22 protein-coding genes are annotated in these 24,368 nt (G+C 41.6%); 17 read left to right on the plus strand and 5 right to left on the minus strand.

The genetic code is table 11. From position 1 onward, the window contains the following. Positions 1-7 precede the first annotated feature (7 nt). Positions 8-622 (minus strand): fimbrial protein, encoded by a 615-nt coding sequence (locus tag OO184_RS06700; protein ID WP_265378502.1) that lies wholly within the window; start codon positions 620-622, stop codon positions 8-10. A gap of 861 nt (positions 623-1,483) precedes the next feature. Between OO184_RS06700 and OO184_RS06705 the strand changes: the two genes are divergently transcribed. The 9 genes from OO184_RS06705 (at position 1,484) to acnB (ending at position 13,848) form a co-directional block, all read left to right on the plus strand. Then, a complete protein-coding gene (locus OO184_RS06705; RefSeq protein WP_049582366.1) occupies positions 1,484-2,062 on the plus strand; it encodes a hypothetical protein in 579 nt (192 codons plus the stop codon). 8 nt (positions 2,063-2,070) lie between these two features. Then, positions 2,071-2,292, plus strand: a complete 222-nt coding sequence (locus OO184_RS06710) for a helix-turn-helix domain-containing protein (protein WP_049582365.1) — start codon at positions 2,071-2,073, stop codon at positions 2,290-2,292. Between the two features lie 344 nt (positions 2,293-2,636). After that, on the plus strand, positions 2,637-2,909 hold the full coding sequence (locus OO184_RS06715) for a lipoprotein (protein WP_244161530.1): 273 nt from the start codon (positions 2,637-2,639) through the stop codon (positions 2,907-2,909). Between the two features lie 47 nt (positions 2,910-2,956). Further along, the gene (locus tag OO184_RS06720) at positions 2,957-3,325 is read left to right on the plus strand and encodes a hypothetical protein (RefSeq protein ID WP_049582362.1); all 369 of its coding nucleotides are present in this window, start codon (positions 2,957-2,959) and stop codon (positions 3,323-3,325) included. A 597-nt stretch (positions 3,326-3,922) separates the two neighbouring features. Beyond that, the gene (gene pdhR / locus OO184_RS06725) at positions 3,923-4,687 is read left to right on the plus strand and encodes a pyruvate dehydrogenase complex transcriptional repressor PdhR (RefSeq protein WP_265378503.1); all 765 of its coding nucleotides are present in this window, start codon (positions 3,923-3,925) and stop codon (positions 4,685-4,687) included. A 189-nt stretch (positions 4,688-4,876) separates the two neighbouring features. Beyond that, the gene (gene aceE, locus OO184_RS06730; RefSeq protein ID WP_088373302.1) at positions 4,877-7,540 is read left to right on the plus strand and encodes a pyruvate dehydrogenase (acetyl-transferring), homodimeric type; all 2,664 of its coding nucleotides are present in this window, start codon (positions 4,877-4,879) and stop codon (positions 7,538-7,540) included. 14 nt (positions 7,541-7,554) lie between these two features. Beyond that, the gene (gene aceF / locus OO184_RS06735; RefSeq protein WP_265378504.1) at positions 7,555-9,153 is read left to right on the plus strand and encodes a pyruvate dehydrogenase complex dihydrolipoyllysine-residue acetyltransferase; all 1,599 of its coding nucleotides are present in this window, start codon (positions 7,555-7,557) and stop codon (positions 9,151-9,153) included. A gap of 206 nt (positions 9,154-9,359) precedes the next feature. Then, positions 9,360-10,787 (plus strand): dihydrolipoyl dehydrogenase, encoded by a 1,428-nt coding sequence (lpdA, locus tag OO184_RS06740; protein ID WP_088373300.1) that lies wholly within the window; start codon positions 9,360-9,362, stop codon positions 10,785-10,787. Positions 10,788-11,250: 463 nt separating this feature from the next. Next, positions 11,251-13,848 carry a bifunctional aconitate hydratase 2/2-methylisocitrate dehydratase gene (acnB, locus tag OO184_RS06745; RefSeq protein WP_265378505.1) on the plus strand — a complete coding sequence of 866 codons (2,598 nt, stop codon included), beginning with the start codon at positions 11,251-11,253 and terminating at the stop codon, positions 13,846-13,848. 1,052 nt (positions 13,849-14,900) lie between these two features. Here the strand turns inward: acnB and OO184_RS06750 are convergent. After that, positions 14,901-15,197, minus strand: a complete 297-nt coding sequence (locus OO184_RS06750) for a Dabb family protein (RefSeq protein ID WP_265378506.1) — start codon at positions 15,195-15,197, stop codon at positions 14,901-14,903. 376 nt (positions 15,198-15,573) lie between these two features. On the opposite strand from OO184_RS06750, the gene OO184_RS06755 reads away from it, so the two are divergent. Both OO184_RS06755 and mscS read left to right on the plus strand, forming a co-directional pair. Then, on the plus strand, positions 15,574-15,942 hold the full coding sequence (locus tag OO184_RS06755) for a YacL family protein (protein ID WP_265378539.1): 369 nt from the start codon (positions 15,574-15,576) through the stop codon (positions 15,940-15,942). A 134-nt stretch (positions 15,943-16,076) separates the two neighbouring features. After that, complete coding sequence (mscS, locus tag OO184_RS06760) at positions 16,077-16,949, plus strand: small-conductance mechanosensitive channel MscS (RefSeq protein WP_265378507.1); 873 nt, start codon at positions 16,077-16,079, stop codon at positions 16,947-16,949. 112 nt (positions 16,950-17,061) lie between these two features. Here the strand turns inward: mscS and OO184_RS06765 are convergent, their stop codons facing one another. Then, positions 17,062-17,442 carry a hypothetical protein gene (locus OO184_RS06765; protein ID WP_265378508.1) on the minus strand — a complete coding sequence of 127 codons (381 nt, stop codon included), beginning with the start codon at positions 17,440-17,442 and terminating at the stop codon, positions 17,062-17,064. Positions 17,443-17,677: 235 nt separating this feature from the next. On the opposite strand from OO184_RS06765, the gene argO reads away from it, so the two are divergent. Both argO and OO184_RS06775 read left to right on the plus strand, forming a co-directional pair. Next, positions 17,678-18,301, plus strand: a complete 624-nt coding sequence (gene argO / locus OO184_RS06770; protein WP_265378509.1) for an arginine exporter ArgO — start codon at positions 17,678-17,680, stop codon at positions 18,299-18,301. 113 nt (positions 18,302-18,414) lie between these two features. Next, on the plus strand, positions 18,415-19,137 hold the full coding sequence (locus OO184_RS06775; RefSeq protein WP_265378510.1) for an oxidative stress defense protein: 723 nt from the start codon (positions 18,415-18,417) through the stop codon (positions 19,135-19,137). Here OO184_RS06775 and OO184_RS06780 read toward each other — a convergent pair. Further along, positions 19,134-20,036 (minus strand): LysR family transcriptional regulator ArgP, encoded by a 903-nt coding sequence (locus OO184_RS06780; protein ID WP_265378511.1) that lies wholly within the window; start codon positions 20,034-20,036, stop codon positions 19,134-19,136. The genes OO184_RS06775 and OO184_RS06780 overlap by 4 nt on opposite strands. 403 nt (positions 20,037-20,439) lie before the next feature. Between OO184_RS06780 and OO184_RS06785 the strand changes: the two genes are divergently transcribed. The 4 genes from OO184_RS06785 to serA all read left to right on the plus strand — a co-directional run bounded on the left by OO184_RS06785 (position 20,440) and on the right by serA (position 23,709). Beyond that, the gene (locus tag OO184_RS06785; protein ID WP_265378512.1) at positions 20,440-20,994 is read left to right on the plus strand and encodes a hypothetical protein; all 555 of its coding nucleotides are present in this window, start codon (positions 20,440-20,442) and stop codon (positions 20,992-20,994) included. Between the two features lie 201 nt (positions 20,995-21,195). After that, positions 21,196-21,357 (plus strand): hypothetical protein, encoded by a 162-nt coding sequence (locus OO184_RS06790; RefSeq protein ID WP_167337834.1) that lies wholly within the window; start codon positions 21,196-21,198, stop codon positions 21,355-21,357. A gap of 177 nt (positions 21,358-21,534) precedes the next feature. Next, positions 21,535-22,194 (plus strand): ribose-5-phosphate isomerase RpiA, encoded by a 660-nt coding sequence (gene rpiA / locus OO184_RS06795; protein WP_265378513.1) that lies wholly within the window; start codon positions 21,535-21,537, stop codon positions 22,192-22,194. Between the two features lie 273 nt (positions 22,195-22,467). Then, complete coding sequence (gene serA / locus OO184_RS06800; RefSeq protein WP_088373289.1) at positions 22,468-23,709, plus strand: phosphoglycerate dehydrogenase; 1,242 nt, start codon at positions 22,468-22,470, stop codon at positions 23,707-23,709. A gap of 51 nt (positions 23,710-23,760) precedes the next feature. Here the strand turns inward: serA and OO184_RS06805 are convergent, their stop codons facing one another. Further along, complete coding sequence (locus OO184_RS06805) at positions 23,761-24,354, minus strand: 5-formyltetrahydrofolate cyclo-ligase (protein WP_265378514.1); 594 nt, start codon at positions 24,352-24,354, stop codon at positions 23,761-23,763. Positions 24,355-24,368 lie beyond the last annotated feature (14 nt).

Genomic DNA, 24,368 nt, shown 5'->3' on the forward strand with positions numbered 1-24,368 from the left:
ACGTTGATTATTGATAAACTATTTGAAATGTTACTGGGGCTATTACCTCTTGGACCTCCGGTAGGTTGCTGGACTTGGAAACTAGCGCCACTTTGAATTTTTTCATGCCCTTTCCATCTGTTGGGCTGGCTGGATCGAATTCTGTGGTATCAGCGATAGTAATAGGAGTTCCCTTAGTAATGGCGTTTGCCCCGTCATACACAGCCACCCCTACGTCAGCTTTAGCATTGGCGTTGAATAGATTGTCTTTGTTCTCAAGAGTCTGTCCCAAAATTTGCACTTTAATATCTTTTTTAGGAGTGAATTTATTACCGACTCCGGTACTTCCCATTTTGTTACTACAGTTAGCTAGTTTAACCGCTAATTCTTTTTCTTTTCCTGAAGAATTAGCGGTAGAGATGTTAGTACTAACATTTGTCGGGGAGATCATTCCCATATCTAAGGCGTAAGCACCTTTAGAACCACTGATACCAGTGCCAGAGACATCAAGCTCACAAGTCGCCGCGCCTATGGTGGCCATCACGTTTACTGTAGCACCACCTGTTGAAGCATGTGCCATACCCATTCCCATGCTCAGGAGCACTGCGGCTAATACGCTGGTTTTCAAAATTTGCTTTTTCATTTCATCTATTCCTTATCTACATCTATTTACATACATTTTGCCTAAAACAACATCACGACAGATTAAACAGTCAGGCCGCCAACGCGGTGCGTTTACTAGTCATTTAGAGTTATTTTGTTTGGTTATTAACTAGATGAAATATTTATAAAAAAATATTCACTACAAGAAATGACTTGTGGCTTATATCGTTTAGTTTGAGGGCCTTAGCCCTTAGCATCAGGAAATGAATATCAAATTGATCAAAAAATAGCCTAAAAACGGTTCGTAATATTCATAATTTAAGAAATAATTTCCTTTTGAAATCAAAAAAATAAGTAATTTTTTACAAAATAATACAAAAAATCTCTTTTAAGTGATGAAATTTTCCGTATACTGCCCCGGCGGTTGAAGATAACCGAACAAAATAACTCTAAATGTTCGGTTTTTTATCCCGTGTCAGAAACTGGCTTCCACTGAAAGCGCCATCACAACCTTAAGCAACTTTTTCTTCGCGTTCCGTCTATTCCTATCATTGCCCAAAAACCAAGACTTCCAGATTCACAAAAGAAATACATTAACTATTTTTATGAATTTTTTGGTATTGAGCGAGCATATTGAGCTTTGAAAAGGCTTCCTGTGTAAACGGCACTGTTAACCTTTATGACAAAATATCGCCGTGGCGGATAAATTGCTTTGGAAGGAATAACTACTTTTTTCTTTTTCTATCAATAAATTAATGACAGTTTTCAATGATTATCGCTATGATTTATCGATTACCCTGAATCATATTCTGTCTATTTAGTGATAAAAAATTATTGTCATACGATAACTTTTAAAGTACTTTAACGACAGTTTAGTTGAACATGTATATGGAATGACACAATGTGTGATAAACAGGAGTTTGTAACTAATCCCAGAATCAAGCTACTTAGCTTTCTGGCTATTATTATTGCTGCTGTTATGGCAATTGGTGATATAGGGTTCCATATTGCGTCTTGGTCGTTATGGCATGATACCACTCGTCAAGCTGTTCTTCAGGCATATAGTGATCTGATGCCTGCATTAATTGCAAAAGGATTTAAGCAGTCTTTATTAAGTGAGGTACTTTATATCTTACTGGATACGATACCTCGAATCATATCAACCGCTTCTTATGTATTAATCGGAATTTTGTTTTTCCGGTTTGCTAAAGGTGAAATATGGAGTGATCGTAATATTTCCGCTTCATTTATTATTGGTTTCCTGATGATTCTGGAGCAACTGCTTTACCCTGTGATTAATACATTACAAGGGATGGCGTTATCTGTGGATTTAGGAAAAGGACAACGGGTATTTAGTTTCTCGCTTGGTGTTAATTCAGAATCTCTGTTTATTATTATGTTTGGTGTATTCCTTCTGATATTTAGCTTAATTATGCGTGAATCTAAGAAGATAAGTGATGAGCAACGTTATTTTATCTGAGAATCATCATGAGTATTATAATAAGACTGGATGTGATCTTAGCGAAAAGGAAAGTAAAGTCTAAAGAATTAGCCGCCATTATTGGCATTACTGAGCAAAATTTATCATTGCTGAAAAATGGCAAAATAAAAGGTATCCGTATCGAGACGCTGGAAAAAATTTGTAAACATTTACAGTGTCAGCCTGGAGATATATTGGAATATGTGGAAGATGGAGAGGATAGCCGTTAATACAAAAAATAAAGTCACTGTATGTCTTTTGGTATCTTATAAGATGGAACTTTATATTCATTAGCCAGTTTTAAATACATGAAAATATTAACTATTTCATGTTTTTTATCTAGCCTGTTACTCTTCGGTGTTAATGGAACGCCAATAAAGCAGGTTTTTCCTTGCGATAAGAATATATATTTCTCTCTGGGGGGATATTGTTCTGATATTCCGTGGAATGCCAGAAAGATAAAATGCATATGTAGATATTACTTACTCGATCATAAAAAATAATCTCTCTTTTTATATGGTTTTTATTTAAGTTAAATTTTTATAATATATACAGCAATTTAAGGATATTAGGAATGAATAAATTTCTCATTGCTTTGTTATCAATATTTATGGTTACAGGATGTTCCATACCACAATTAAGTGATGCTTATGTTTCAACCTGTGGTTATCTTGAATGTAATGTCAAAGATATAATTTCGGGTGAAGAAGTTAAAGTCAATACCACGCATTCTGTGCCTGATTTTGATAAAAACACATCAATCCAAGACAGACAAATTATACAATCTGGTGGAAGGCCATCTTTTGAGAAAGATAGTTACCGTATTAGTGGGACTTTTAAATTCTAATTTAATTTCCCTGATTATTTTCTTTAGTTTTATTTGAGGCATTTTTTATGAATTCCATAAAAAAAATCACTATTATTCCTTTAATTATATTGTTTACTTTATTAACTGGTTGTACATCGTGGGAAAAACCGGGCGCAACTAAGTATGAAAGGGATAGGGATTATACTGAATGTAAGGCATTTGGTTATTCTCAATTACCATCAGACTGGACCAGCGAAATTGTTCATTCTTTCGAGACAAAACATTTTTCCTGTAAAGATAAAGACAAAAAAGAAGATAAATCCTGTAATCATTACGTTACTGTGCCAAAAACTGAAGTTAAGCGTTGGGATAAAAATGAATCGTCAAGGAGTTGGATAATTTCATCCTGTATGTATAGAAAAGGGTGGTATGAAAAGACGCGCTATTGGTTTTAATGATAGTACATTTTTCCCATCAGCAAGAGTTATGTGGAACTGTTGCTGGTGGTTCCTCACATATTTGCCATTATTCCTTTCTGATCACCAGTTTTAGCCCCTCAGTTTTATTGATTTGAGCTACATTTATAACCTGATGGTATGCAATTGTGTTTAAAATCAACAAGTGATGATTTGGTCGCTATATTTTTTTAATAAAGATTCAATTCTTTTATTGCTGTAACGATTCACTATACTCATTTATACGTTTAAAAAGGTTAGGTTAAGATATTATCTTAGGATATTTATTAACCTATTGGTTATCAACTTTTGCTAATTTTTAAAAAAAATTGTTAAAATTTGCAGGTTTTTATGATTTAGCACAAGGTCTTTATGGACAGTTGGTGAATACTTTGTTACTTTTATGGCCCAGTAGTTTAAATTGGTATTACCAATTGACTTCGGCAAAGACCGAAATAATGTTTATTCATATAACCTACCTTAAGTAGGCATTATTGATACAGGCTGCTTAAACACTGCCTAGGTTCGAAACGACAAACAAAATAGCCTAATGAGATAGGTTCTAACTGGCTTGGTTTTAACTGACTTATAGTAAATATGGCTTATAGCAAAATCCGCCAACCAAAATTATCAGATGTTATTGAGCAACGTCTCGAACATCTCATCCTTGAAGGATCTGTGCGTCCAGGGGAGAAGTTGCCGCCTGAACGTGAGTTGGCGAAACAGTTTGATGTGTCACGCCCTTCACTGCGTGAAGCCATTCAGCGGTTAGAAGCTAAAGGTTTTCTTTTTCGCCGTCAGGGTGGGGGGACGTTTGTTCAGAGTAACCTCTGGCAAAGTTTCAGTGATCCACTGGCACAACTACTGGCTGGTCACCCAGAATCTCAATTTGACCTCCTCGAAACCCGCCATGCTTTGGAAGGTGTTGCTGCCTATTACGCGGCCCTGCGTGGAACTGACGAAGATTTTGAACGCATTCGTGAATATCACCTTGTTATTCAACAAGCTCAGGAAAGAGGGGATGTCAATGCTGAATCCGAGGCTGTTTTGCAATATCAGCTTGTCGTTGCCGAAGCTGCGCATAATGTGGTTCTCCTTCATTTATTACGCTGTATGGCGCCTATGCTGGAACACAATATCCGGCAGAATTTTGAGTTTTTGTATACCCGCCGAGAAATGCTGATGGCCGTCAGCGATCATCGGTCGAAGATTTTTGAAGCGATAATGGCGAGGCAACCAGAGAAAGCCCGTGAGGCATCCCATCGCCATTTAGCTTTTATTGAAGATGTCTTATTAGATCTCAGTCGCGAGCATACTCGTCGCGAGCGATCATTACGACGTCTTCAACAGCATCAGGAATAAAATTAGCTGTGTAGATCTTGAAGTTTGCTGCGTCTGCACAGCTAAGTTGAGTCCCTTTACTGAGGGCGCTAGCGGCAACAACAGTGAGGGCCTATCTTCCAGTCATGACCGGCTGAACGTCAAAGGGTATGACGGGAAGGTAGGCTCCAAAACAATCATTAGAAACAGATAACAGATAAGGAATACACCATGTCAGACATTTTGAAAAATGACGTGGATCCGATCGAAACTCGCGACTGGTTACAGGCGATCGAATCGGTCATCCGTGAAGAGGGTGTTGATCGTGCCCAGTTCTTGATTGATCAGGTACTGAATGAAGCACGTAAAGGTGGCGTGAATGTTGCGGCAGGTGCTGCGAACCGCGATTACATCAATACCATTGCTGTTGAGGATGAGCCTGCTTACCCTGGCAACCTGGATTTGGAGCGCCGTATTCGCTCTGCTATTCGTTGGAATGCTGTGATGACCGTGTTGCGGGCATCCAAAAAAGATTTGGAATTAGGCGGTCACATGGCTTCATTCCAATCTTCAGCAACCATGTATGAAGTTTGTTTCAACCATTTCTTCCGTGCCCGTAATGAAAATGACGGCGGTGACTTGGTTTATTTCCAAGGTCACATTTCTCCAGGTGTCTACGCTCGTGCTTTCCTTGAAGGCCGTTTAACTGAAGAGCAGATGAATAATTTCCGTCAGGAAATTCATGGCAACGGTCTCTCTTCTTATCCGCATCCAAAATTGATGCCTGAATTCTGGCAGTTCCCAACTGTTTCAATGGGGTTGGGGCCAATTGGTGCGATTTATCAGGCTAAGTTCCTGAAATATCTGGAACACCGTGGTCTGAAAGATACATCCAAGCAGACCGTTTATGCCTTCCTGGGCGACGGTGAAATGGATGAGCCAGAATCTAAAGGGGCGATCACTATCGCAACCCGTGAAAAACTGGATAACTTGGTATTTGTCATCAACTGTAACCTGCAACGTCTGGATGGCCCAGTTACAGGCAATGGCAAAATCGTTAATGAGCTGGAAGGCATTTTTGATGGCGCCGGCTGGCAGGTGATTAAAGTGCTTTGGGGCGAGCGTTGGGATGAACTGCTGCGTAAAGATACCAGCGGTAAATTGATCCAAGTGATGAACGAAACGCTGGATGGTGATTACCAGACGTTCAAATCCAAAGATGGCGCTTATGTGCGTAAGCATTTCTTTGGTCGTTACCCAGAGACCGCTGAATTAGTCAAAGATATGACTGATGACCAAATTTGGGCGTTGAACCGTGGTGGTCATGATCCGAAGAAAGTCTTTGCCGCGTTGAAAAAAGCGCAGGAAACTACCGGCAAACCAACGGTTATCCTGGCTCAGACTATCAAGGGTTACGGTATGGGTGATACCGCTGAAGGTAAAAACATCGCTCATCAGGTTAAGAAGATGAATATGGAAGGCGTTCGCCATTTCCGTGATCGTTTCAATGTATCTGTGGCTGATGATCAACTCGAAAACCTGCCGTATGTGACTTTTGATAAAGACTCTGAAGAGTACAAATATTTGCATGAACGTCGTGCAGCGTTGGGTGGCTATTTGCCAAGCCGTCGTACTCATTTTGAAGAGAAGCTGGAACTGCCAACGCTGGAAGATTTTGGTCCATTGCTGGAAGAGCAAAACAAAGAAATTTCTACCACTATCGCTTTCGTTCGTGCCTTGAATGTGATGTTGAAGAACAAGTCAATCAAAGATCGTCTGGTTCCAATCATTGCTGATGAAGCGCGTACTTTTGGTATGGAAGGTCTGTTCCGTCAGATCGGCATCTACAGCCCTAACGGCCAGCAGTATACTCCGCAGGACCGTGAGCAGGTTGCTTACTATAAAGAAGATGCTAAGGGCCAGATTCTGCAAGAAGGTATCAATGAACTGGGCGCCGGTTCATCATGGCTGGCGGCGGCAACGTCTTACAGTACCAATAACCTGCCAATGATTCCGTTCTACATCTACTACTCTATGTTCGGGTTCCAACGTATTGGCGACCTGTGCTGGGCGGCAGGCGACCAACAGGCGCGTGGTTTCCTGATTGGTGGTACTTCTGGTCGTACAACCCTGAATGGCGAAGGCTTGCAACACGAAGATGGGCACAGCCACATTCAGTCTCTGACTATCCCTAACTGCATCTCTTACGATCCGGCATTTGCTTATGAAGTTGCTGTGATTATGCATGATGGTTTGGAGCGTATGTATGGTGAGAAACAAGAGAACATTTACTACTACATCACTACGCTGAACGAAAACTACCACATGCCGGCGATGCCAAAAGGTGCAGAAGAAGGTATTCGTAAAGGTATCTACAAGCTGGAAAGCTTGGCAGGCAGCAAAGGTAAAGTTCAGCTATTAGGTTCTGGTTCTATTCTGCGTCATGTTCGTGAAGCGGCACAGATTCTGGCTAACGATTATGGTGTGGGTTCTGATGTGTACAGCGTGACGTCATTCACGGAACTGGCTCGTGATGGTCAGGATTGTGAACGTTGGAACATGCTGCACCCAACAGAAACGCCACGTGTACCTTATGTTGCTCAGATCATGAATGAAGCACCGGCAGTGGCTTCTACTGATTATATGAAGCTGTTCGCAGAACAAATTCGTAATTTCATCCCTGCAAGCGAATTCCGCGTATTGGGCACTGACGGTTTCGGTCGTTCCGATAGCCGTGAAAACCTGCGTCATCACTTTGAAGTTGATGCTTCTTACGTGGTAGTTGCTGCTTTGGGTGAGTTGGCTAAGCGCGGCGAAATCGACGTGAATGTTGTGGAAGAAGCAATCAAGAAATACAACATTAACCCAGAAAAAGTTAACCCGCGTCTGGCATAAGAGGTAAAGAATCAATGGCTATCGAAATTAAGGTACCGGATATCGGTGCGGATGAAGTTGAAGTCACCGAAATCATGGTGAAAGTTGGCGATACAGTGGAAGCTGAGCAATCGCTGATCACCGTGGAAGGTGATAAGGCTTCTATGGAAGTTCCATCCCCACAGGCGGGTGTTGTTAAAGAGATCATCATTGCGGTTGGCGATAAAGTTGAAACCGACAAACTGATTATGATTTTTGATTCCGCGAAAGGTGCGGTAGAAGCTGCGCCAGCGGAAGAGCCAGCAGCGATAGCATTGTCTTCGCGTATGGCAGAGCCAGAACCAGTAGCTTCTGCGGCTATGGATGTTCATGTACCGGATATCGGTGGTGATGAAGTTGAAGTTACCGAAGTGATGGTTAAAAAAGGCGATACGGTTACAGCGGAACAGTCGCTGATCACCGTAGAAGGCGATAAAGCCTCTATGGAAGTACCGGCGCCATTCGCAGGTATCGTTAAAGAGATTAAAATCAAGGCCGGTGATAAAGTGAAAACCGGTTCTATGATTATGGTATTTGAAGTTGCGGGTGCAGCGCCTGCTGCTCCGGTTGCCTCAGCTCCAGCGCCAGCGGCTGAACCAGAGAAAGCGGCAGCGCCGGTTATTGCTAGCAGAAGCTTCGCAGAAGAAGATAAAAATGATTTCGCTGAAAATAGCGCTTATGTTCATGCAACGCCGGTGATCCGTCGTCTGGCGCGTGAATTCGGCGTTAACCTGGCTAAAGTGAAAGGTACCGGGCGTAAAGGTCGTGTTCTGCGTGAAGATGTTCAGGCTTACGTGAAGGACGCGGTTAAACGTGCTGAGTCTGCTCCTGCATCAGCGGGTGGTGGCCTGCCTGGTATGTTGCCTTGGCCGAAAGTTGATTTCAGCAAATTTGGTGAAATTGAAGAAGTTGAACTGGGCCGTATTCAGAAAATCTCTGGTGCTAACCTGAGCCGTAACTGGGTGATGATCCCTCATGTTACCCAGTTCGACGAAACGGATATCACTGAAGTTGAAAACTTCCGCAAACAACAGAATCAGGAAGCTGAGAAGAAACAGCTTGGCGTGAAGATTACTCCGCTAGTATTCATCATGAAAGCGGTAGCAAAAGCGCTGGAAGAGATGCCGCGTTTTAACAGCTCTATCTCGGAAGATGGTCAAAAACTGACGCTGAAAAAATACATCAACATTGGTGTGGCAGTTGATACGCCTAATGGTTTGGTGGTTCCAGTGTTCCGTGATGTTAACAAGAAAGGCATCATTGAGCTGTCCCGCGAGCTGACTGAAATATCTAAGAAAGCTCGTGCAGGCAAACTGACTGCATCTGATATGCAGGGTGGATGTTTCACTATTTCAAGTCTGGGCGGTATCGGCGGCACATCATTTACGCCAATCGTTAATGCGCCGGAAGTGGCTATCTTGGGCGTATCCCGTTCATCAATGAAGCCAGTATGGAATGGTAAAGAATTTGCACCACGTCTGATGCTGCCTCTGTCGCTTTCCTTCGATCACCGTGTGATCGATGGTGCTGATGGCGCGCGTTTCATCACATTTATTAATCATGCGATGAGCGATATCCGCCGTCTGGTGATGTAATCTCAAAGGCCGGCCATGCGCCGGCCTGATTGTTATTGCGGTGACAGAGAAACAGCTTGTATCTGGTTGGTTTGTTGCGAGTTCTGTCACGTTAACGCGCTTTTCAGGTTATTAACAATTCTGTAAACTGCTCGCGGTGTGTAGGTCCCGGTGGAATATATCGTTTTTGGCGCCTGACCCGCCGGACAAACAATTAAGAGGTCATGATGAGTACTGAAATTAAAACCCAAGTTGTGGTGCTTGGGGCAGGTCCAGCAGGGTATTCTGCTGCTTTTCGTTGCGCGGATTTAGGTTTGGAAACCGTCCTGGTGGAACGTTACTCTACCTTAGGTGGTGTTTGTCTTAACGTTGGTTGTATCCCTTCTAAGGCATTGCTGCATGTAGCAAAAGTTATTGAGGAAGCTAAAGCGCTGGCAGATCATGGCATCGTTTTTGGCGAACCCAAAACTGACATCGAAAAAGTCCGTGTTTGGAAAGAAAAAGTTATTAATCAGCTAACCGGTGGTTTGGCTGGTATGGCTAAAGGCCGTAAAGTTAAAGTGGTTAATGGTGTTGGTAAATTTACGGGAGCTAACACGCTGGTTGTTGAAGGTGAAGGCGGCGCAACAACGATTAATTTTGATAACGCCATTATTGCCGCGGGTTCCCGTCCTATTCAACTGCCATTTATTCCTCATGATGACCCGCGCGTTTGGGATTCTACCGATGCGTTGGCGCTGACAACAGTTCCTGGTCGCTTGTTGGTAATGGGCGGCGGTATTATCGGTCTGGAAATGGGAACCGTTTACCACGCTCTGGGCTCTCAGATTGATGTTGTTGAAATGTTGGATCAAGTTATTCCTGCGGCTGATAAAGACGTGGTGAAAGTCTTTACTAAACGTATCAGCAAACAATTCAATCTGATGCTGGAAACCAAAGTTACCGTGGTAGAAGCCAAAGAAGATGGTATCTACGTCACGATGGAAGGCAAAAACGCACCGACAGAACCACAGCGTTATGACGCGGTTCTGGTTGCCATCGGTCGTGTACCTAACGGTAAGACGCTGGATGCAGGTAAAGCCGGTGTTGAAGTTGACGACCGCGGCTTTATCCATGTTGATAAGCAAATGCGTACCAATGTACCGCACATCTTTGCTATTGGCGACATCGTTGGTCAGCCTATGCTGGCGCATAAAGGTGTTCACGAAGGTCATGTTGCGGCGGAAGTTATTTCCGGTAAGAAACACTACTTTGATCCAAAAGTGATTCCATCTATTGCTTACACTGAACCAGAAGTTGCATGGGTTGGCTTGACTGAGAAAGAAGCGAAAGAGAAAGGTATTAGCTATGAAACGGCAACTTTCCCGTGGGCAGCTTCTGGCCGCGCAATTGCTTCTGATTGTGCTGACGGTATGACCAAACTGATTTTCGATAAAGAAAGCAATCGCATTATCGGTGGTGCTATTGTTGGTACTAACGGCGGTGAACTGCTAGGTGAAATCGGCCTGGCAATTGAAATGGGTTGTGATGCGGAAGATATCGCGTTGACTATCCACGCTCACCCAACGTTGCATGAATCGGTAGGTCTGGCTGCTGAAGTCTTTGAAGGCAGCATTACTGATTTGCCAAATGCGAAAGCGAAGAAAAAGAAATAACTTCTTAAATCGATTAGTCTAATTTACCGAAGCGGCTTTCATTGATATGAAAGCCGTTTTTTATTCTGGTATGACCTGTTTGAAGAAACTCGGTATAAAAAGTATGGCTTTTATAGGTGTTACTGGCAAAAATCAGTGGAATAATCTGTTTTAATAGCTTTGTCTGCTGTTAATTCAGTATATTACTATCAGTTAATGTTACTTTTATGTGAACGAATTAACATCGCATTCAAATTTTGGTATGCTGGGTGCCCGAAGCTGGGCATAACTTGTTTGCATTTGCTGAGTTATGCTGGCAATCCTCTGACCTGGCACCCGGAACCATAATTAACAACCTGTCCCTGGAGGGGCTATTGTTGCGAAAACACATGTTGTTGCGCAAAGACGATAGCTTTATGAGGCAGGTTTTAAGGCGGGTGCAGAGCCGGGTAGATAAAATGACAATGAGAGCGAGGAGAAAGTCGTGCTAGAAGAATACCGCAAGCACGTAGCCGAGCGTGCAGCCCAAGGCGTCGTCCCTAAACCATTGGACGCGACACAAGCGGCGGCGCTGGTTGAGTTACTGAAGAGCCCACCAAAAGGTGAAGAAGATTTCCTGTTAGATTTGCTAATTAACCGTGTTCCCCCAGGCGTTGATGAAGCGGCATATGTAAAAGCCGGTTTTCTTGCCGCCATTGTGAAAGGCGAAACTATTTCACCACTAATCACGCAAGAAAAAGCGGTTGAACTGCTTGGAACAATGCAAGGTGGTTATAATATTCATCCTTTGATTGATGCTCTGGATAATGAAAAACTGGCTCCAATTGCAGCTAAAGCGCTCTCTCATACTTTGTTGATGTTTGACAACTTCTATGATGTAGAAGAAAAAGCAAAAGCAGGTAATCCACAAGCCAAACAAATTATGCAATCTTGGGCTGATGCGCAATGGTATCTGGAACGCCCTGAATTGGCAGAAAAAATTACAGTCACGGTGTTTAAAGTGACGGGTGAAACAAACACTGACGACTTATCTCCTGCGCAAGATGCATGGTCACGCCCTGATATTCCGCTGCATGCTCTGGCAATGTTGAAAAATGCTCGCGAAGGGATTGCCCCGGATCAAGCTGGTGTTATTGGTCCAATCAAACAAATTGAAGAGCTGAATAAGAAAGGCTATCCGCTGGCTTATGTCGGTGATGTTGTAGGTACAGGTTCTTCCCGCAAATCGGCCACTAACTCAGTATTGTGGTTTATGGGCGAAGATATTCCATTTGTGCCAAACAAACGTGGTGGCGGCGTTGTTCTGGGCGGTAAAATTGCGCCGATCTTCTTCAATACGATGGAAGATGCTGGTGCGCTGCCAATAGAGATAGATGTGACCAAACTAAATATGGGGGATGTGATTGATATCTACCCATATAAAGGGGAAGTACGTCACCACGAAACCAATGAGCTACTGGCTGAATTTGAACTGAAAACAGATGTCTTGTTGGATGAGGTTCGTGCTGGCGGCCGTATTCCACTGATTATCGGCCGTGGCTTGACCAGTAAGGCGCGTGAGTCTCTTGGTTTACTCCCCAGCGATGTCTTCCGTCAAGCGAAAGCGGTTGAAGAAAGTAGTCGCGGTTTCTCTCTGGCTCAGAAAATGGTTGGCCGGGCATGTGGCACGGCGGGTATTCGTCCAGGTGAATACTGTGAACCTAAAATGACTTCTGTTGGTTCTCAGGATACAACTGGTCCAATGACTCGTGATGAACTGAAAGATCTGGCGTGTTTGGGTTTCTCTGCGGATCTGGTAATGCAGTCATTCTGCCATACGGCGGCTTATCCTAAGCCAGTTGACGTCACTACTCACCATACCTTGCCTGATTTCATTATGAATCGTGGAGGTGTTTCTCTGCGTCCCGGCGACGGCATCATTCACTCATGGCTGAACCGTATGCTGTTGCCTGATACCGTTGGTACGGGCGGTGATTCTCATACTCGTTTCCCGATTGGTATTTCCTTCCCGGCAGGTTCTGGTCTGGTGGCGTTTGCTGCTGCGACGGGGGTAATGCCTTTGGATATGCCAGAATCTGTGTTGGTTCGTTTTAAAGGGCAGATGCAGCCCGGTATTACTTTGCGTGATTTGGTTCATGCAATCCCTTACTATGCGATTCAGCAAGGTCTTCTGACGGTTGAAAAGAAAGGTAAGAAAAACATCTTCTCTGGTCGTATCCTCGAAATCGAAGGTTTGCCAGATCTGAAAGTTGAGCAGGCATTTGAACTGGCGGATGCTTCTGCGGAGCGCTCTGCGGCGGGCTGTACTATTAAATTGGATAAAGCGCCGATTATTGAATACCTGCAATCCAATATTGTGTTGCTGAAATGGATGATTGCCGAAGGTTATGGTGACCGTCGTACACTGGAACGCCGTGTAACGGGTATGGAAAACTGGTTGAAAGATCCTCAACTGCTGGAAGCCGATGCTGATGCAGAATACGCAGCGGTTATCGAAATCGATCTGGCCGAAATTAAAGAACCTATTCTGTGCGCGCCGAATGACCCAGATGATGCCCGTTTATTGTCTGATGTGGCTAACAGCAAAATCGATGAAGTTTTTATCGGTTCTTGTATGACTAACATTGGCCATTTCCGTGCAGCCGGTAAGTTATTGGATCAACATAAAGGCCAATTACCAACTCGTTTGTGGGTTGCTCCGCCAACGAAAATGGATGCAGCTCAACTCACAGAGGAAGGTTATTACAGCATCTTTGGTAAGAGTGGAGCACGGGTTGAAATTCCTGGTTGTTCCTTATGTATGGGTAATCAGGCACGCGTTGCTGACGGTGTAACTGTGGTTTCCACTTCGACTCGTAACTTCCCGAATCGTTTAGGGACGGGTGCGAATGTTTACCTTGCATCGGCTGAACTGGCGGCTGTAGCTTCTCTGTTGGGACGTCTGCCGACACCGGAAGAGTACCAGCAATTTATGGATAAGGTTGATGAGACCGCGGAAGATACTTACCGTTATCTCAATTTTGATCAACTGAACCAATACACTGAAAAAGCGGATGATGTGATTTTCCAAACCGTGGTGTAATTCCGATATATTGCAATACCAATGAATGGGAGGTAAAAACCTCCCATTTTAGATTGCTGGTTTTTAGCGTCTCGACTATTACTGCTGAGTTTTTATCAATGATAAAACGAGTGTTAAAAAGGTCGTTTTTGCCTGTCAGTATGGTTTTAAAATCTGGAAAAAAGGGTAAACATATCGTGAAAAAGCAAATAAAAACTTTAATCATTAAAAGTAAAAAGTAGTGATTAAGGATTTTTAAAAGTGGATAAAATACTCGATGCTATAACTGACATGAAAAGAGAAAGTATCAGGAAAAATGGATTTTAAATTGATTAATAATGTGATAAATAACAATATTAACCGTGTTAGGAAAGTTATCAATTAAAAAGAATAAAAACATTTGTCGATATCAAAAACTATTGAAGGAAAATGGGGTTTGATTTTAATGCTATTAACAGGCTTGTTACTCTTTCTGGTTTTAAATCTAAAAAATAAAAACAGAAAAAACTTAATTATCAATATAATATAATTCCAAGCTACATAATTTTACAGCACGTGAATCGGGTTACTTACAGTGTTATTGTGTTGCATTTATTATACAAAATAACGATAACTTAAATATGTCGGTTTAAACGGGTTTCATACTGTTTTAATTCGTCCTGTTTATATGGTTTTTATTTTATTTTCAATGAGGTAGGTGCGATTCTTCTTTTTTAAATGGGTTTTTTAGCATCCTAAAATGGGAGGTAAAATACGCTATTTTATTATTTTATTATTTTATTATTTTATTATTTTATTATTTTATTATTTTATTATTTTATTATTTTATTATTTTATTATTTTATTATCTTTTATAAATAATGCTAATTCTACAGCAAGCTATTATCTGATAGGTAGGGTTAAAAACTTTTTATGTGGTATTTGATTATTGATTAAATATTTAAATTCTCTATGGAAAACTGCGTAATTCTATTTCTATCGATAATCGGCGCGTCTAATTATTTTTAGGCGCGCCAGCAATATTCGTTATGTTGAACATTAATTAGCAGATAGTTATTCCCCAGAAATGAAAATTACACTTCATAATCAAAGACAATGATATCAGCGACAGAATCTACAAGTAGATTTTTTAATTTGTCATGCTCTGGGTGAGACAAATAATTTGAAATAGCTTTTTGGTCATCAAATGTCATGGTGATGGCATGTGTAAAACCTTTATTTTTATTTTCACTACTTACATTATTCCCCCACTCAATAGCAGAAATACCTTTGATTTTATGCTGCATGGAAATGGCGGTATCTCTTATCGTCGCTAATTGTTGTTCTTTTATCTCGGATGTGAATGTTAACAAGAGAATATGACGTATCATAATGGCTCCTAAAGGGTGTCTTTGCTTTTCCAGACAAGATAGAAAATAAATGGTTGTATTGCAAGACTCTTGAATATACCTCATCGATTAGCGGACATGTGTTCGATTTTGCTGTTTTTGTTTCTCTGAGATATTATTAATCATAGTGCATTTGTTTATATTTGCACTGAGGCTGAACTCATCCTCCGATGAAAGCCGTCGCGGACACAAACCTCAAGAATAACTTGGGGTGTACATTTTGGTTATCCTAGGTGGAAACCTTACCGTTGTGTCGGCATAGAGCCTTTAATCTCCCGCTTCTTATCAGTTTGTGGGTTGATTCTGGGGCAGAATTGTTAGCAAATATTAAAATGAAAAGAACGTACCGGAGGTGATGATGGAATACGAATTTTTGCTGGATGTCACTGGACAGGTGACTAGCCGGTTCTCAATGGATCATGAAGCTATTGGTCAGTGGCTGAATGAAGAAGTTAAAGGTGATTTGACGGTGATAGATAAGGTTGCCGCCGCGCTGGCTGAAATTAAAGGTAGTGAACGTCAATGGCAACTTGTGGGTCACGAATATACGCTGCTAATGGATGACGAAGAGATTATGGTTCGTGCTAATCAGCTTGAGTTTGAAACTGATTCGATGGAGGAGGGCATGAGCTATTACGATAATGAGAGCCTGGCTTTTTGTGGTACCAAGGATTTTATTGATATGTTGAATGATTATCGGGACTTTATTTTAAAAAACGATTGGTGAAAAGCTGTATATAGACAAAAAGCATTCTCTGGCACGATAGTTTTTTTCTTACTGTTAATGGTTGTTATGAAGGATAGTCATCGAGTGATTTTACTCAATTATAGTTGAATAGCTAAAGAATCAAGGTGGTTTTAATGGAAGATATCAATCTGTCTGGTGGCATTAATCAAGCTACAAGCTGGCTTATTAATCATCAGGATTTAATCATTCAATATCTGGTCAATACTGTTGCTGCTATTCTGATTCTTGTTCTGGGATTGATGGCGGCGAAACTCATTAGTAAGGGCGTGAAAAGAGTTATGTCATTGCGTGGCATTGATGTAACGGTATCAGATTTCTTGGCTGCTATTGTTCGTTATTCGATAATTGCATTCACTATTATTGCAGTTTTGGGCAAATTGGGTGTTCAGACGGCTTCTGTCATTGCAGTTATCGGTGCTGCTGGTTTAGCTGTTGGTTTGGCTTTACAAGGCTCTTTGTCCAACTTTGCCGCAGGGGTATTGTTGGTGGCTTTTCGTCCAATCCGCGCGGGCGAATATGTTATTTTGGGCGCTGTTGAGGGTTCTGTCGTTCAGGTGCAGATTTTCTCTACGACATTGCGTACAGCAGATGACAGAATCATCGTGATCCCGAATGGGAAAATTATTGCAGATAATGTTATTAATACTAGCCGCGAACCGAATCGCCGAACCCAGATCATGGTCGGTGTTGCGTATGATGCGGATATTGATGAAGTCAAAAAAGTATTAGGCAATGTTATTGCCGCAGACAACCGTATTCAGCATGACAAAGGCGTGACGATTCGTTTGCATGAAATGGCGCCTTCTTCACTGAATTTTATTGTGCGTGTATGGACGACCAATGGTGATGCTTGGGAGGTTTATTGGGATTTGATGGAGAATTTTAAACGCACGTTGGATAAACACAATATCAGTATTCCTTATCCACAAATGGATGTTTATTTGCATCAGAATCAAGCTATGGCGCGGAATAAAATGAGTGATTAAGCAGAGGACGTTGGATAATAACCATCTGATGGTGTAAATAGCCTGTAAATTCTTACCGGTAAATCAGCGCCGCGCTGTGAATAGCGCGGACGCTCTATTTCCTAGGTTTATTTTATTGACATAAGGTATTAAGGTTGTTTTTGATAAAATCATCGTTGATATCTTCTGTCAGTGCTATTTTCTTGTTATCAGACAAGCAAAGGACAGCGAATGAAACTTCTGACGTATGGAAATTAATATCAGCAGTGACTATCCCATTACCTTTTTCACCTTGTATTTTTAGAATAAAACGCTCGCAGCCTTTTTTACATAAGAAAGGTTGATAATGACTGAGTTCTACATCTGTAATATTGGCTGTACCAATATGGTATTCAATTATCTCATAGTGGTTTAATGCCTCTTCAACATCATTTCGCAGTAAATAGTAGTTTCTGACAGTAAGAGCAGCAATAATAATGATTGCTAACAGTATGAAACTAATGATTTTTTTCAAAATAACCTCTTCCTCTTATTTTCATAGAATTGATAGATTCATTAATGCTTTTAGTATGTATTAGCTTGATTTCCTTTGAATTAATCAAATGGTTCTCCTGTAAAAATCTGCTTTTTGGTTGGTTATTAAAATTTCTTATGATCAATTAGACGTATTTATTTCCTCTAATGCGCTATTCTTCTTAATATTCTGAACATTGAAATAGCAAAGTGAATAATTATCGAGGAGTTTTTTTATGTTATCGACATTTGTGCAGGGTTTTTTTCTTAGCGCAGCAATGATTTTGCCTCTTGGTCCACAAAATGCCTTTGTTATGCAGCAAGGTAGCAAGAGACAATTTCATTTGATGAGTGCAACTTTGTGCGCGATCAGTGATGGTTTTCTGATTGGTGTCGGTGTATTTGGTGGTAGTGCATTACTTAGTCAGTCAACTTTACTCTTGCAATTTGTTACCTGGGGGGGTGTTGCTTTTTTATTCTGGTATGGATGGGGGGCTTTACGTGTGGTTTTGTTTGCCAATGTTGAACAGATGCAGGCGAGTAGTACAGCAAAAAACCGTTGGCGGGTAATTGCGATTATCTTTGCGGTCACGTGGTTAAATCCGCATGTTTATTTAGATACCATTGTTGTTTTGGGTAGTATTGGCGGTCAGTTATCTTCAGAACTCAGGCCCTGGTTTACTTTTGGTGCGGCAAGCGCTTCTGTTAGTTGGTTTTTTTCTCTGTCATTGCTGGCCGCATGGTTTTCCCCTGTGTTAAGTAAGCCGCTTTCTCAACGGATTATTAATGGGTTTATCTGTGTCATAATGTGGTATATCGCATGGCAACTTGCTAAGCAGGGATTACTAATTTCTGATTGAGCTGGACACTTCTTTGCATGCAGTCTCTGTGTTAGTGTTTTATTCATCCCATGTATATTTCGGTTTTTCCGTGGGATGAACATTTTCTGTAACAGGTTTTCTTCGGAGGTTGTGTGAAATTGAAATCATTAGGGTTGGCCGCCATGTTAAGTGCCGGGGTGCCACTTGCTGCACAGGCTGCTGATTTACCCGGAGTCCCTCATGTTATTACTTCTGGCAATGCGGTAGTGAAAGCAGAACCGGATATAGCAACATTGATGATTAACGTCAATATTTCTGCTAAAGATGCTTCTGGAGCTAAAAAGCAGGTTGATGAACTGGTTGCTAAATATTTTGATTTTCTGAAAAAGAACGGTATTGAAAAGAAAGATATTGATGCAGCGAATTTGCGTACTCAGCCTGATTATGAGTATGACAATGTATCTGGCAAATCAGTGCTGAAAGGCTATCGTGCGATCCGTTCAGTGGAGGTGAAGGTTCGTAAGTTAGATCAACTTAATGATCTGCTAGATGGTGCATTAAAAGCGGGTTTGAACGAAATCGTATCTGTTCAGTTTGGGGTGGACAATCCGCAAAAATATCGTGACGAAGCCCGTCAGAAAGCCATTGAGAATGCGATTGAACAAGCTGATGCATTGGCGAAAGGCTTTAATAGCCAAGTTGGTTCGATATACAGTATCAATTACCGGGCGCCAGAGGTGATTGACCATATGAAATATCGCAATTCTGATGTGATGATGGCGGGAGGTGCTGCTGCTGGAGTGGGTGAAACTTACCAGCAGGATAGCATCAATTTCAGCGATCAGGTTGATGTTGTGTTTGAACTAAAACCTTAATCAGTGTCATCTTGTCTTAACATCTGACGCCCAAATTTTAACAGGGCGTCAGTCACTTTTTTCATGGTCCTGCTTTCTGGTGCGAAACGATGCCAATAGAGCATCCGGCGCTGACATAAACCCGGTGTCAGGTCGATCAGTTCACCATTTTTCAATTCTTGATCAATCTGTAAATGAGGGATCATACAACAGGTGGAGCCCTGTTTTGCCAGTTGTACAAAGGCTTCAGATGAGTTGACGATATGACATGGAACGCTACCCGGCGATAATTCGAAGTTCTGTTGTAAAAATGCCTGATGCATATCATCCAGGTGGTCAAATGCAACCGCAGGGGCTTTTAGTAACGCCGAACGGGTAACCCCATTTGGGAAATAGCGAGCAGCAAATTCTGGTGAGGCGACAAACAGATAATCCAGGGCGCCTATTTTATCGACCAGACAACTGGGTAAGGGTTGTGGTTGAATACTGACCGCGCCAACGACTTCGCCTCTTCTTAACTGTTCCTGAGTCCGGGTTTCATCTTCAACTTGAATATTGAGTCGGATGGGTAGATCAGAAAGTACTGGATGTAGTGCCGGTAACAGCCAGGTGGCTAAACTGTCAGCGTTGACTGCTAATGAAAGTAGCAATGGAGTATCTGTACCCTGTTCATCGCCTAGCCATTGTTCTTCCAACAACTCTACTTGATGTAATAGTGCCAGTAGTTTTTGTCCTTGTTCGGTGGGGCGCGGAGGAACGGTACGTACCAGCAGAGGCTGACCGAACAGATTTTCCAACTGCTTGATACGTTGAGAAACTGCGGATTGAGTGATACAGAGTTTCTGGGCAGCACGCTCGAAACCGCGTTCTCGGATCACCGCATCTAAGGCTTGTAGTGTTCGGTAGTCAGGGCGTTTCATTGTAGAAAGATTCTCCACTTAATTTTGCTGAGTAGCACTGTTTATTTTTCTGAATATCACTATGCCATATTTTCCTGATGGATGAGGCAATTTATCTGGTGGGCCGTAAAATCCTACCTTCCAGAAATTACTCATGTTATACCCCATTTGGATAAATTTTTGTTGGTTAATAACCTTTGGGAAGGTGGTTCCATTTTTGAAGGCTAAGTTTGTTGACGTGGTTGAATAGGCGATATGCTCAGGAGAAAGCACCAAGTGAGGTTGTTTTTGTTAATTTAATAATTAATTCTTGATTGAACTCGGGATTGTTTGCATGTTTCGCTTAGGTGTGTATTTTTTATAAAGTTGTTCAAAAAGCGTTACTTTTGGCTATTAATAACAATGTAAGTAAGGTTGCTTTATTATGCTGTTACTGAAGCATGTTGCACAATTAACATATAATACTTTGCAGTCATATATGGATCAGAGAGGAATAGATTTGGCTGTTGGTCCTATTTCTGACAGCGATGCAAACATGTTAACAAGAGCGTATGGTGAGCTTAATTGGGACTATTATATTACAGAGATCAGTAATCGACATGACTGTTTCAGCTTATGTATAAAATTTGTCACATCAAGAGAAAATCTCCAAATTGAGTCTGTTCCGGCTGGGGTCGCCCTATCGACATATGATTTGAACGATAAGAGTTTTAATATCCATGTATTGGAAAATTTTGTGAAGGATACAGAAAATCACCCGTTGCATAGAAAGATGCTTTTGTATACTCTGTATGCAACATTGATTTTCATGAATATGGTTGATGGTGAAGACGTCAGGATTCATGAACCCGTTAAGGATAAAATAGCTTACTATCGTTCGTTTGGTTTTGAGCTAGAGCGTTGTGGATATGTAATGTCATGTGATATTAAGACATTAACAGCAAAATTGAAAAGTAGGTCTAAGGAGTTAGCTCTTTGAAATCTCTGCGTTTATATGTGCGTTATAGTATCCAGATGGACCAAGTCAAGTAGAATAGTTATGTTGTTTATTTAGATTGGTTGAAGGTGAAGTCTTACTAAATTTGTTGCTATGACCATAACAGAAAGATTTTGTCGGGGAATTTTTATCCCGTATGACTAAATCAGTTCAGTAATGTGAAGTTGTTTTAGAGGTGTTGCTATGAGAGCACAAAAAGAACCGATGTTCGATACCATTCAAACTTATAAAAAAGCTGGAGAGACTTTGGATTTTCTTATGAAAGTGGGGCCGGTTTTGGAAGAACATGCACAGGCGCCAAGCCAAGAAAAGCAAGGTCGTCGTCGCAATAAAGAAGCTGCATAAACATCACTTTTTTTGTAGCCCGCCATATGGCGGGTTTTTGGCATCATTTAATCTTATATTTCCCATAATTTATCCTACTCAACTTTAATTGAATTGCGGTTTCTTTGTTGCCGTCAAAGTTTATACTAGTCGAGGTCTTTCCTTGTAACTGGTAACTGATATAGGCAATGAATTGATATGACTCAGGACGAACTGAAAAAAGCAGTAGGTTGGGCAGCACTCGAATTTGTTACACCAGGAACAATTGTGGGTGTGGGGACAGGTTCAACGGCTTCACATTTTATTGATGCCCTCGGTTCCATTAAAGATCAGATTGAAGGGGTAGTATCCAGCTCTGAGGCTTCTACTGAGAAGCTAAACAGCTTGGGAATTCCTGTATTCGATTGTAATGAAGTGGATTCCCTTGATATCTATGTTGATGGTGCGGATGAAATCAATGGCAATATGCAGATGATTAAAGGCGGTGGCGCTGCATTAACGCGTGAAAAAATCATTGCTGCAATAGCTAAAAAATTCGTTTGTATTGTTGATGCTTCTAAAAAAGTTGATGTATTGGGTAAATTTCCTCTGCCGGTTGAAGTGATTCCAATGGCTCGCGCCTATGTTGCTCGTGAGTTGGTTAAATTGGGGGGAGTACCAAAATATCGTCAGAATGTTGTGACTGATAACGGCAATCTAATCCTTGATGTGCATAATCTAGCCATACTCGATCCTGTTGAGTTAGAGAATAAAATTAATCGTATCTCAGGTGTGGTGACTGTGGGCCTATTTGCTAACCGTGGTGCGGATATTATATTGATGGGAACACTTGATGGAGTGAAAACCATCACTCAATAATATTATTCGTAGAGGGCGAAATTTTTCGCCCTTAAAAATTTTTTCACTTTTAAAATAGGTGAAGAATTTAGTGATATATTTCATATCTCTGATTGTTATTTAATCCAAATCCTAATTTTGTTCTTTTTCGGATCATTTTATTCCGCATAATAACTACTTTGTTAAGACTTATGTGACGGGAATAGCAATCGTTTATATTGCTGTGTTCGTTTTTTTTGTTATGTTGAGGGAATGAATCTTAAATGTAACGAAGCGTAACAATAGGCAGGATAAATGGTTAAGGTATCTCTGGAAAAAGATAAGATTAAATTTTTGCTATTAGAAGGTGTGCATCAGAGCACGGTAGAAAATCTGCGGGCAGCCGGTTATAGCAATATCGAATATCATAAGGGAGCATTAGATTCCAAAGAGTTAAAAGAGGCAATTCGTGATACCCATTTTGTTGGTATTCGTTCCCGCACACAACTGACCGAAGACATTTTTCAGGCAGCCGAAAAACTGGTTGCTGTAGGTTGTTTCTGTATTGGTACCAATCAGGTTGACCTGAAAGCGGCGGCAAAACGTGGTATCCCTGTCTTTAATGCGCCATTTTCTAATACTCGTTCGGTTGCTGAAATGGTCCTTGGTGAGTTGTTACTATTGCTGCGTCGTATCCCTTTAGCGAATGCGAAAGCGCATCGAGGAGTGTGGGATAAGCAGGCTAAGGGCTGCTATGAAGTGCGTGGGAAAAAACTAGGTATTATCGGTTACGGTCATATTGGTACTCAGCTTGGTATTCTGGCTGAAAATATTGGTATGGATGTCTACTTTTATGATATTGAAAACAAATTGCCATTAGGTAATGCCCATCAGGTGCGTCATTTGTCAGAATTACTGAATATGAGTGATGTGATTAGTTTGCATGTACCGGAAACGCCATCAACTAAAAATATGATTGGTGTAACCGAACTGACACTGATGAAACCGGGTTCTATCTTGATCAATGCTTCACGTGGGACGGTGGTGGATATCCCGGCATTATGTGATGCATTGGAAAGTGAACATCTGTCAGGGGCGGCTGTGGATGTGTTCCCTGTTGAACCGGCAACTAATAATGATCCGTTTGAGTCACCGCTGTGTAAATTTGATAATGTGTTGCTGACCCCACATATTGGCGGTTCTACCCAGGAAGCGCAAGAAAACATTGGTTATGAAGTCGCAGGAAAGTTAGCGAAATACTCTGATAATGGTTCTACCTTATCAGCAGTAAACTTCCCAGAAGTGTCTCTTCCTGTTCATGCTGATGATACCAACCGGTTTTTGCATATTCATGAAAATCGTCCGGGTATATTGAACAGTATTAACCAGGTTTTTGCTGAACAGGATATCAATATTGCCGCTCAATATCTGCGTACCAGTGGGGATATGGGTTATGTGGTTATTGATATTGTGACTGAAAATCCTGTTCAAGCTGAAATGGTATTCCAGAAACTGAAAGCACTGCCGGGCACTATCCGTTCTCGTCTGCTTTACTGATTATTTTGAACTGTCATAAATGGGTGCTTTGTATAAGGCGCCCATTTTTTACTACCATTGCCAGATTTTTTCAGGTGTGATGATTTCGGGTAATGGGATATCCCATTCGGCTGATGGCAGTGTATCGACTAACTGGCAGTTATGCGCCAGACCTATCGGATAGAAATTTTTTTGTTGCCACTGACTCAGAGTACGATCGTAAAAGCCGCCTCCCATGCCGAGTCGCTGCCCTGTGCGGTCAAAAGCGACCAGAGGAATCATCATGATATCCAGTTCTGGTAATGGTAAAACCTGTTCAACATCTAGCGGTGGCTCTTCTATATTGAAGCGATTTCTGATGAGTGGGGTATCGGGTTGATAGTTTAAAAACAGCAGATGGTGATAACTGAAAGGGTGTAATACGGGCAGGTAGATCTGCTTATTTTGTTGCCAGAGTTGATTAATCAGTGGACGGGTATCAAGTTCACCATCAAATGAAAGAAATAGTGCGATTTTATTGGCTTGGCGAATTTTGGGGTGGTTAATAGCTCGCTCAGCAGCCTGTTTTGCAAAAAGGGATTGTTGTTCAGAAGTGAGCTCACGGCGTTGCTGGCGTATTTTCTTTCTAATGCTTTGTCTGAGTGATAATAGAGACTCTGATTGCATAGAACCTGCCGGTG

The organism is Photorhabdus aballayi, from assembly GCF_026153155.1.
Lineage (GTDB): Bacteria > Pseudomonadota > Gammaproteobacteria > Enterobacterales > Enterobacteriaceae > Photorhabdus > Photorhabdus luminescens.

Bases quoted from the DNA above. Each gene is read 5' to 3' on its own strand.
- OO184_RS06710 (WP_049582365.1), top strand. From the start codon at position 2,071: ATGAGTATTATAATAAGACTGGATGTGATCTTAGCGAAAAGGAAAGTA.
- OO184_RS06755 (WP_265378539.1), top strand. From the start codon at position 15,574: ATGGAATACGAATTTTTGCTGGATGTCACTGGACAGGTGACTAGCCGG.
- OO184_RS06700 (WP_265378502.1), bottom strand. From the start codon at position 622: ATGAAAAAGCAAATTTTGAAAACCAGCGTATTAGCCGCAGTGCTCCTG.
- mscS (WP_265378507.1), top strand. From the start codon at position 16,077: ATGGAAGATATCAATCTGTCTGGTGGCATTAATCAAGCTACAAGCTGG.
- OO184_RS06780 (WP_265378511.1), bottom strand. From the start codon at position 20,036: ATGAAACGCCCTGACTACCGAACACTACAAGCCTTAGATGCGGTGATC.
- argO (WP_265378509.1), top strand. From the start codon at position 17,678: ATGTTATCGACATTTGTGCAGGGTTTTTTTCTTAGCGCAGCAATGATT.
- OO184_RS06720 (WP_049582362.1), top strand. From the start codon at position 2,957: ATGAATTCCATAAAAAAAATCACTATTATTCCTTTAATTATATTGTTT.
- OO184_RS06805 (WP_265378514.1), bottom strand. From the start codon at position 24,354: ATGCAATCAGAGTCTCTATTATCACTCAGACAAAGCATTAGAAAGAAA.
- serA (WP_088373289.1), top strand. From the start codon at position 22,468: ATGGTTAAGGTATCTCTGGAAAAAGATAAGATTAAATTTTTGCTATTA.
- OO184_RS06785 (WP_265378512.1), top strand. From the start codon at position 20,440: ATGCTGTTACTGAAGCATGTTGCACAATTAACATATAATACTTTGCAG.
- OO184_RS06790 (WP_167337834.1), top strand. From the start codon at position 21,196: ATGAGAGCACAAAAAGAACCGATGTTCGATACCATTCAAACTTATAAA.
- OO184_RS06750 (WP_265378506.1), bottom strand. From the start codon at position 15,197: ATGATACGTCATATTCTCTTGTTAACATTCACATCCGAGATAAAAGAA.
- rpiA (WP_265378513.1), top strand. From the start codon at position 21,535: ATGACTCAGGACGAACTGAAAAAAGCAGTAGGTTGGGCAGCACTCGAA.
- aceF (WP_265378504.1), top strand. From the start codon at position 7,555: ATGGCTATCGAAATTAAGGTACCGGATATCGGTGCGGATGAAGTTGAA.
- OO184_RS06705 (WP_049582366.1), top strand. From the start codon at position 1,484: ATGTGTGATAAACAGGAGTTTGTAACTAATCCCAGAATCAAGCTACTT.
- pdhR (WP_265378503.1), top strand. From the start codon at position 3,923: ATGGCTTATAGCAAAATCCGCCAACCAAAATTATCAGATGTTATTGAG.
- OO184_RS06715 (WP_244161530.1), top strand. From the start codon at position 2,637: ATGAATAAATTTCTCATTGCTTTGTTATCAATATTTATGGTTACAGGA.
- lpdA (WP_088373300.1), top strand. From the start codon at position 9,360: ATGAGTACTGAAATTAAAACCCAAGTTGTGGTGCTTGGGGCAGGTCCA.
- aceE (WP_088373302.1), top strand. From the start codon at position 4,877: ATGTCAGACATTTTGAAAAATGACGTGGATCCGATCGAAACTCGCGAC.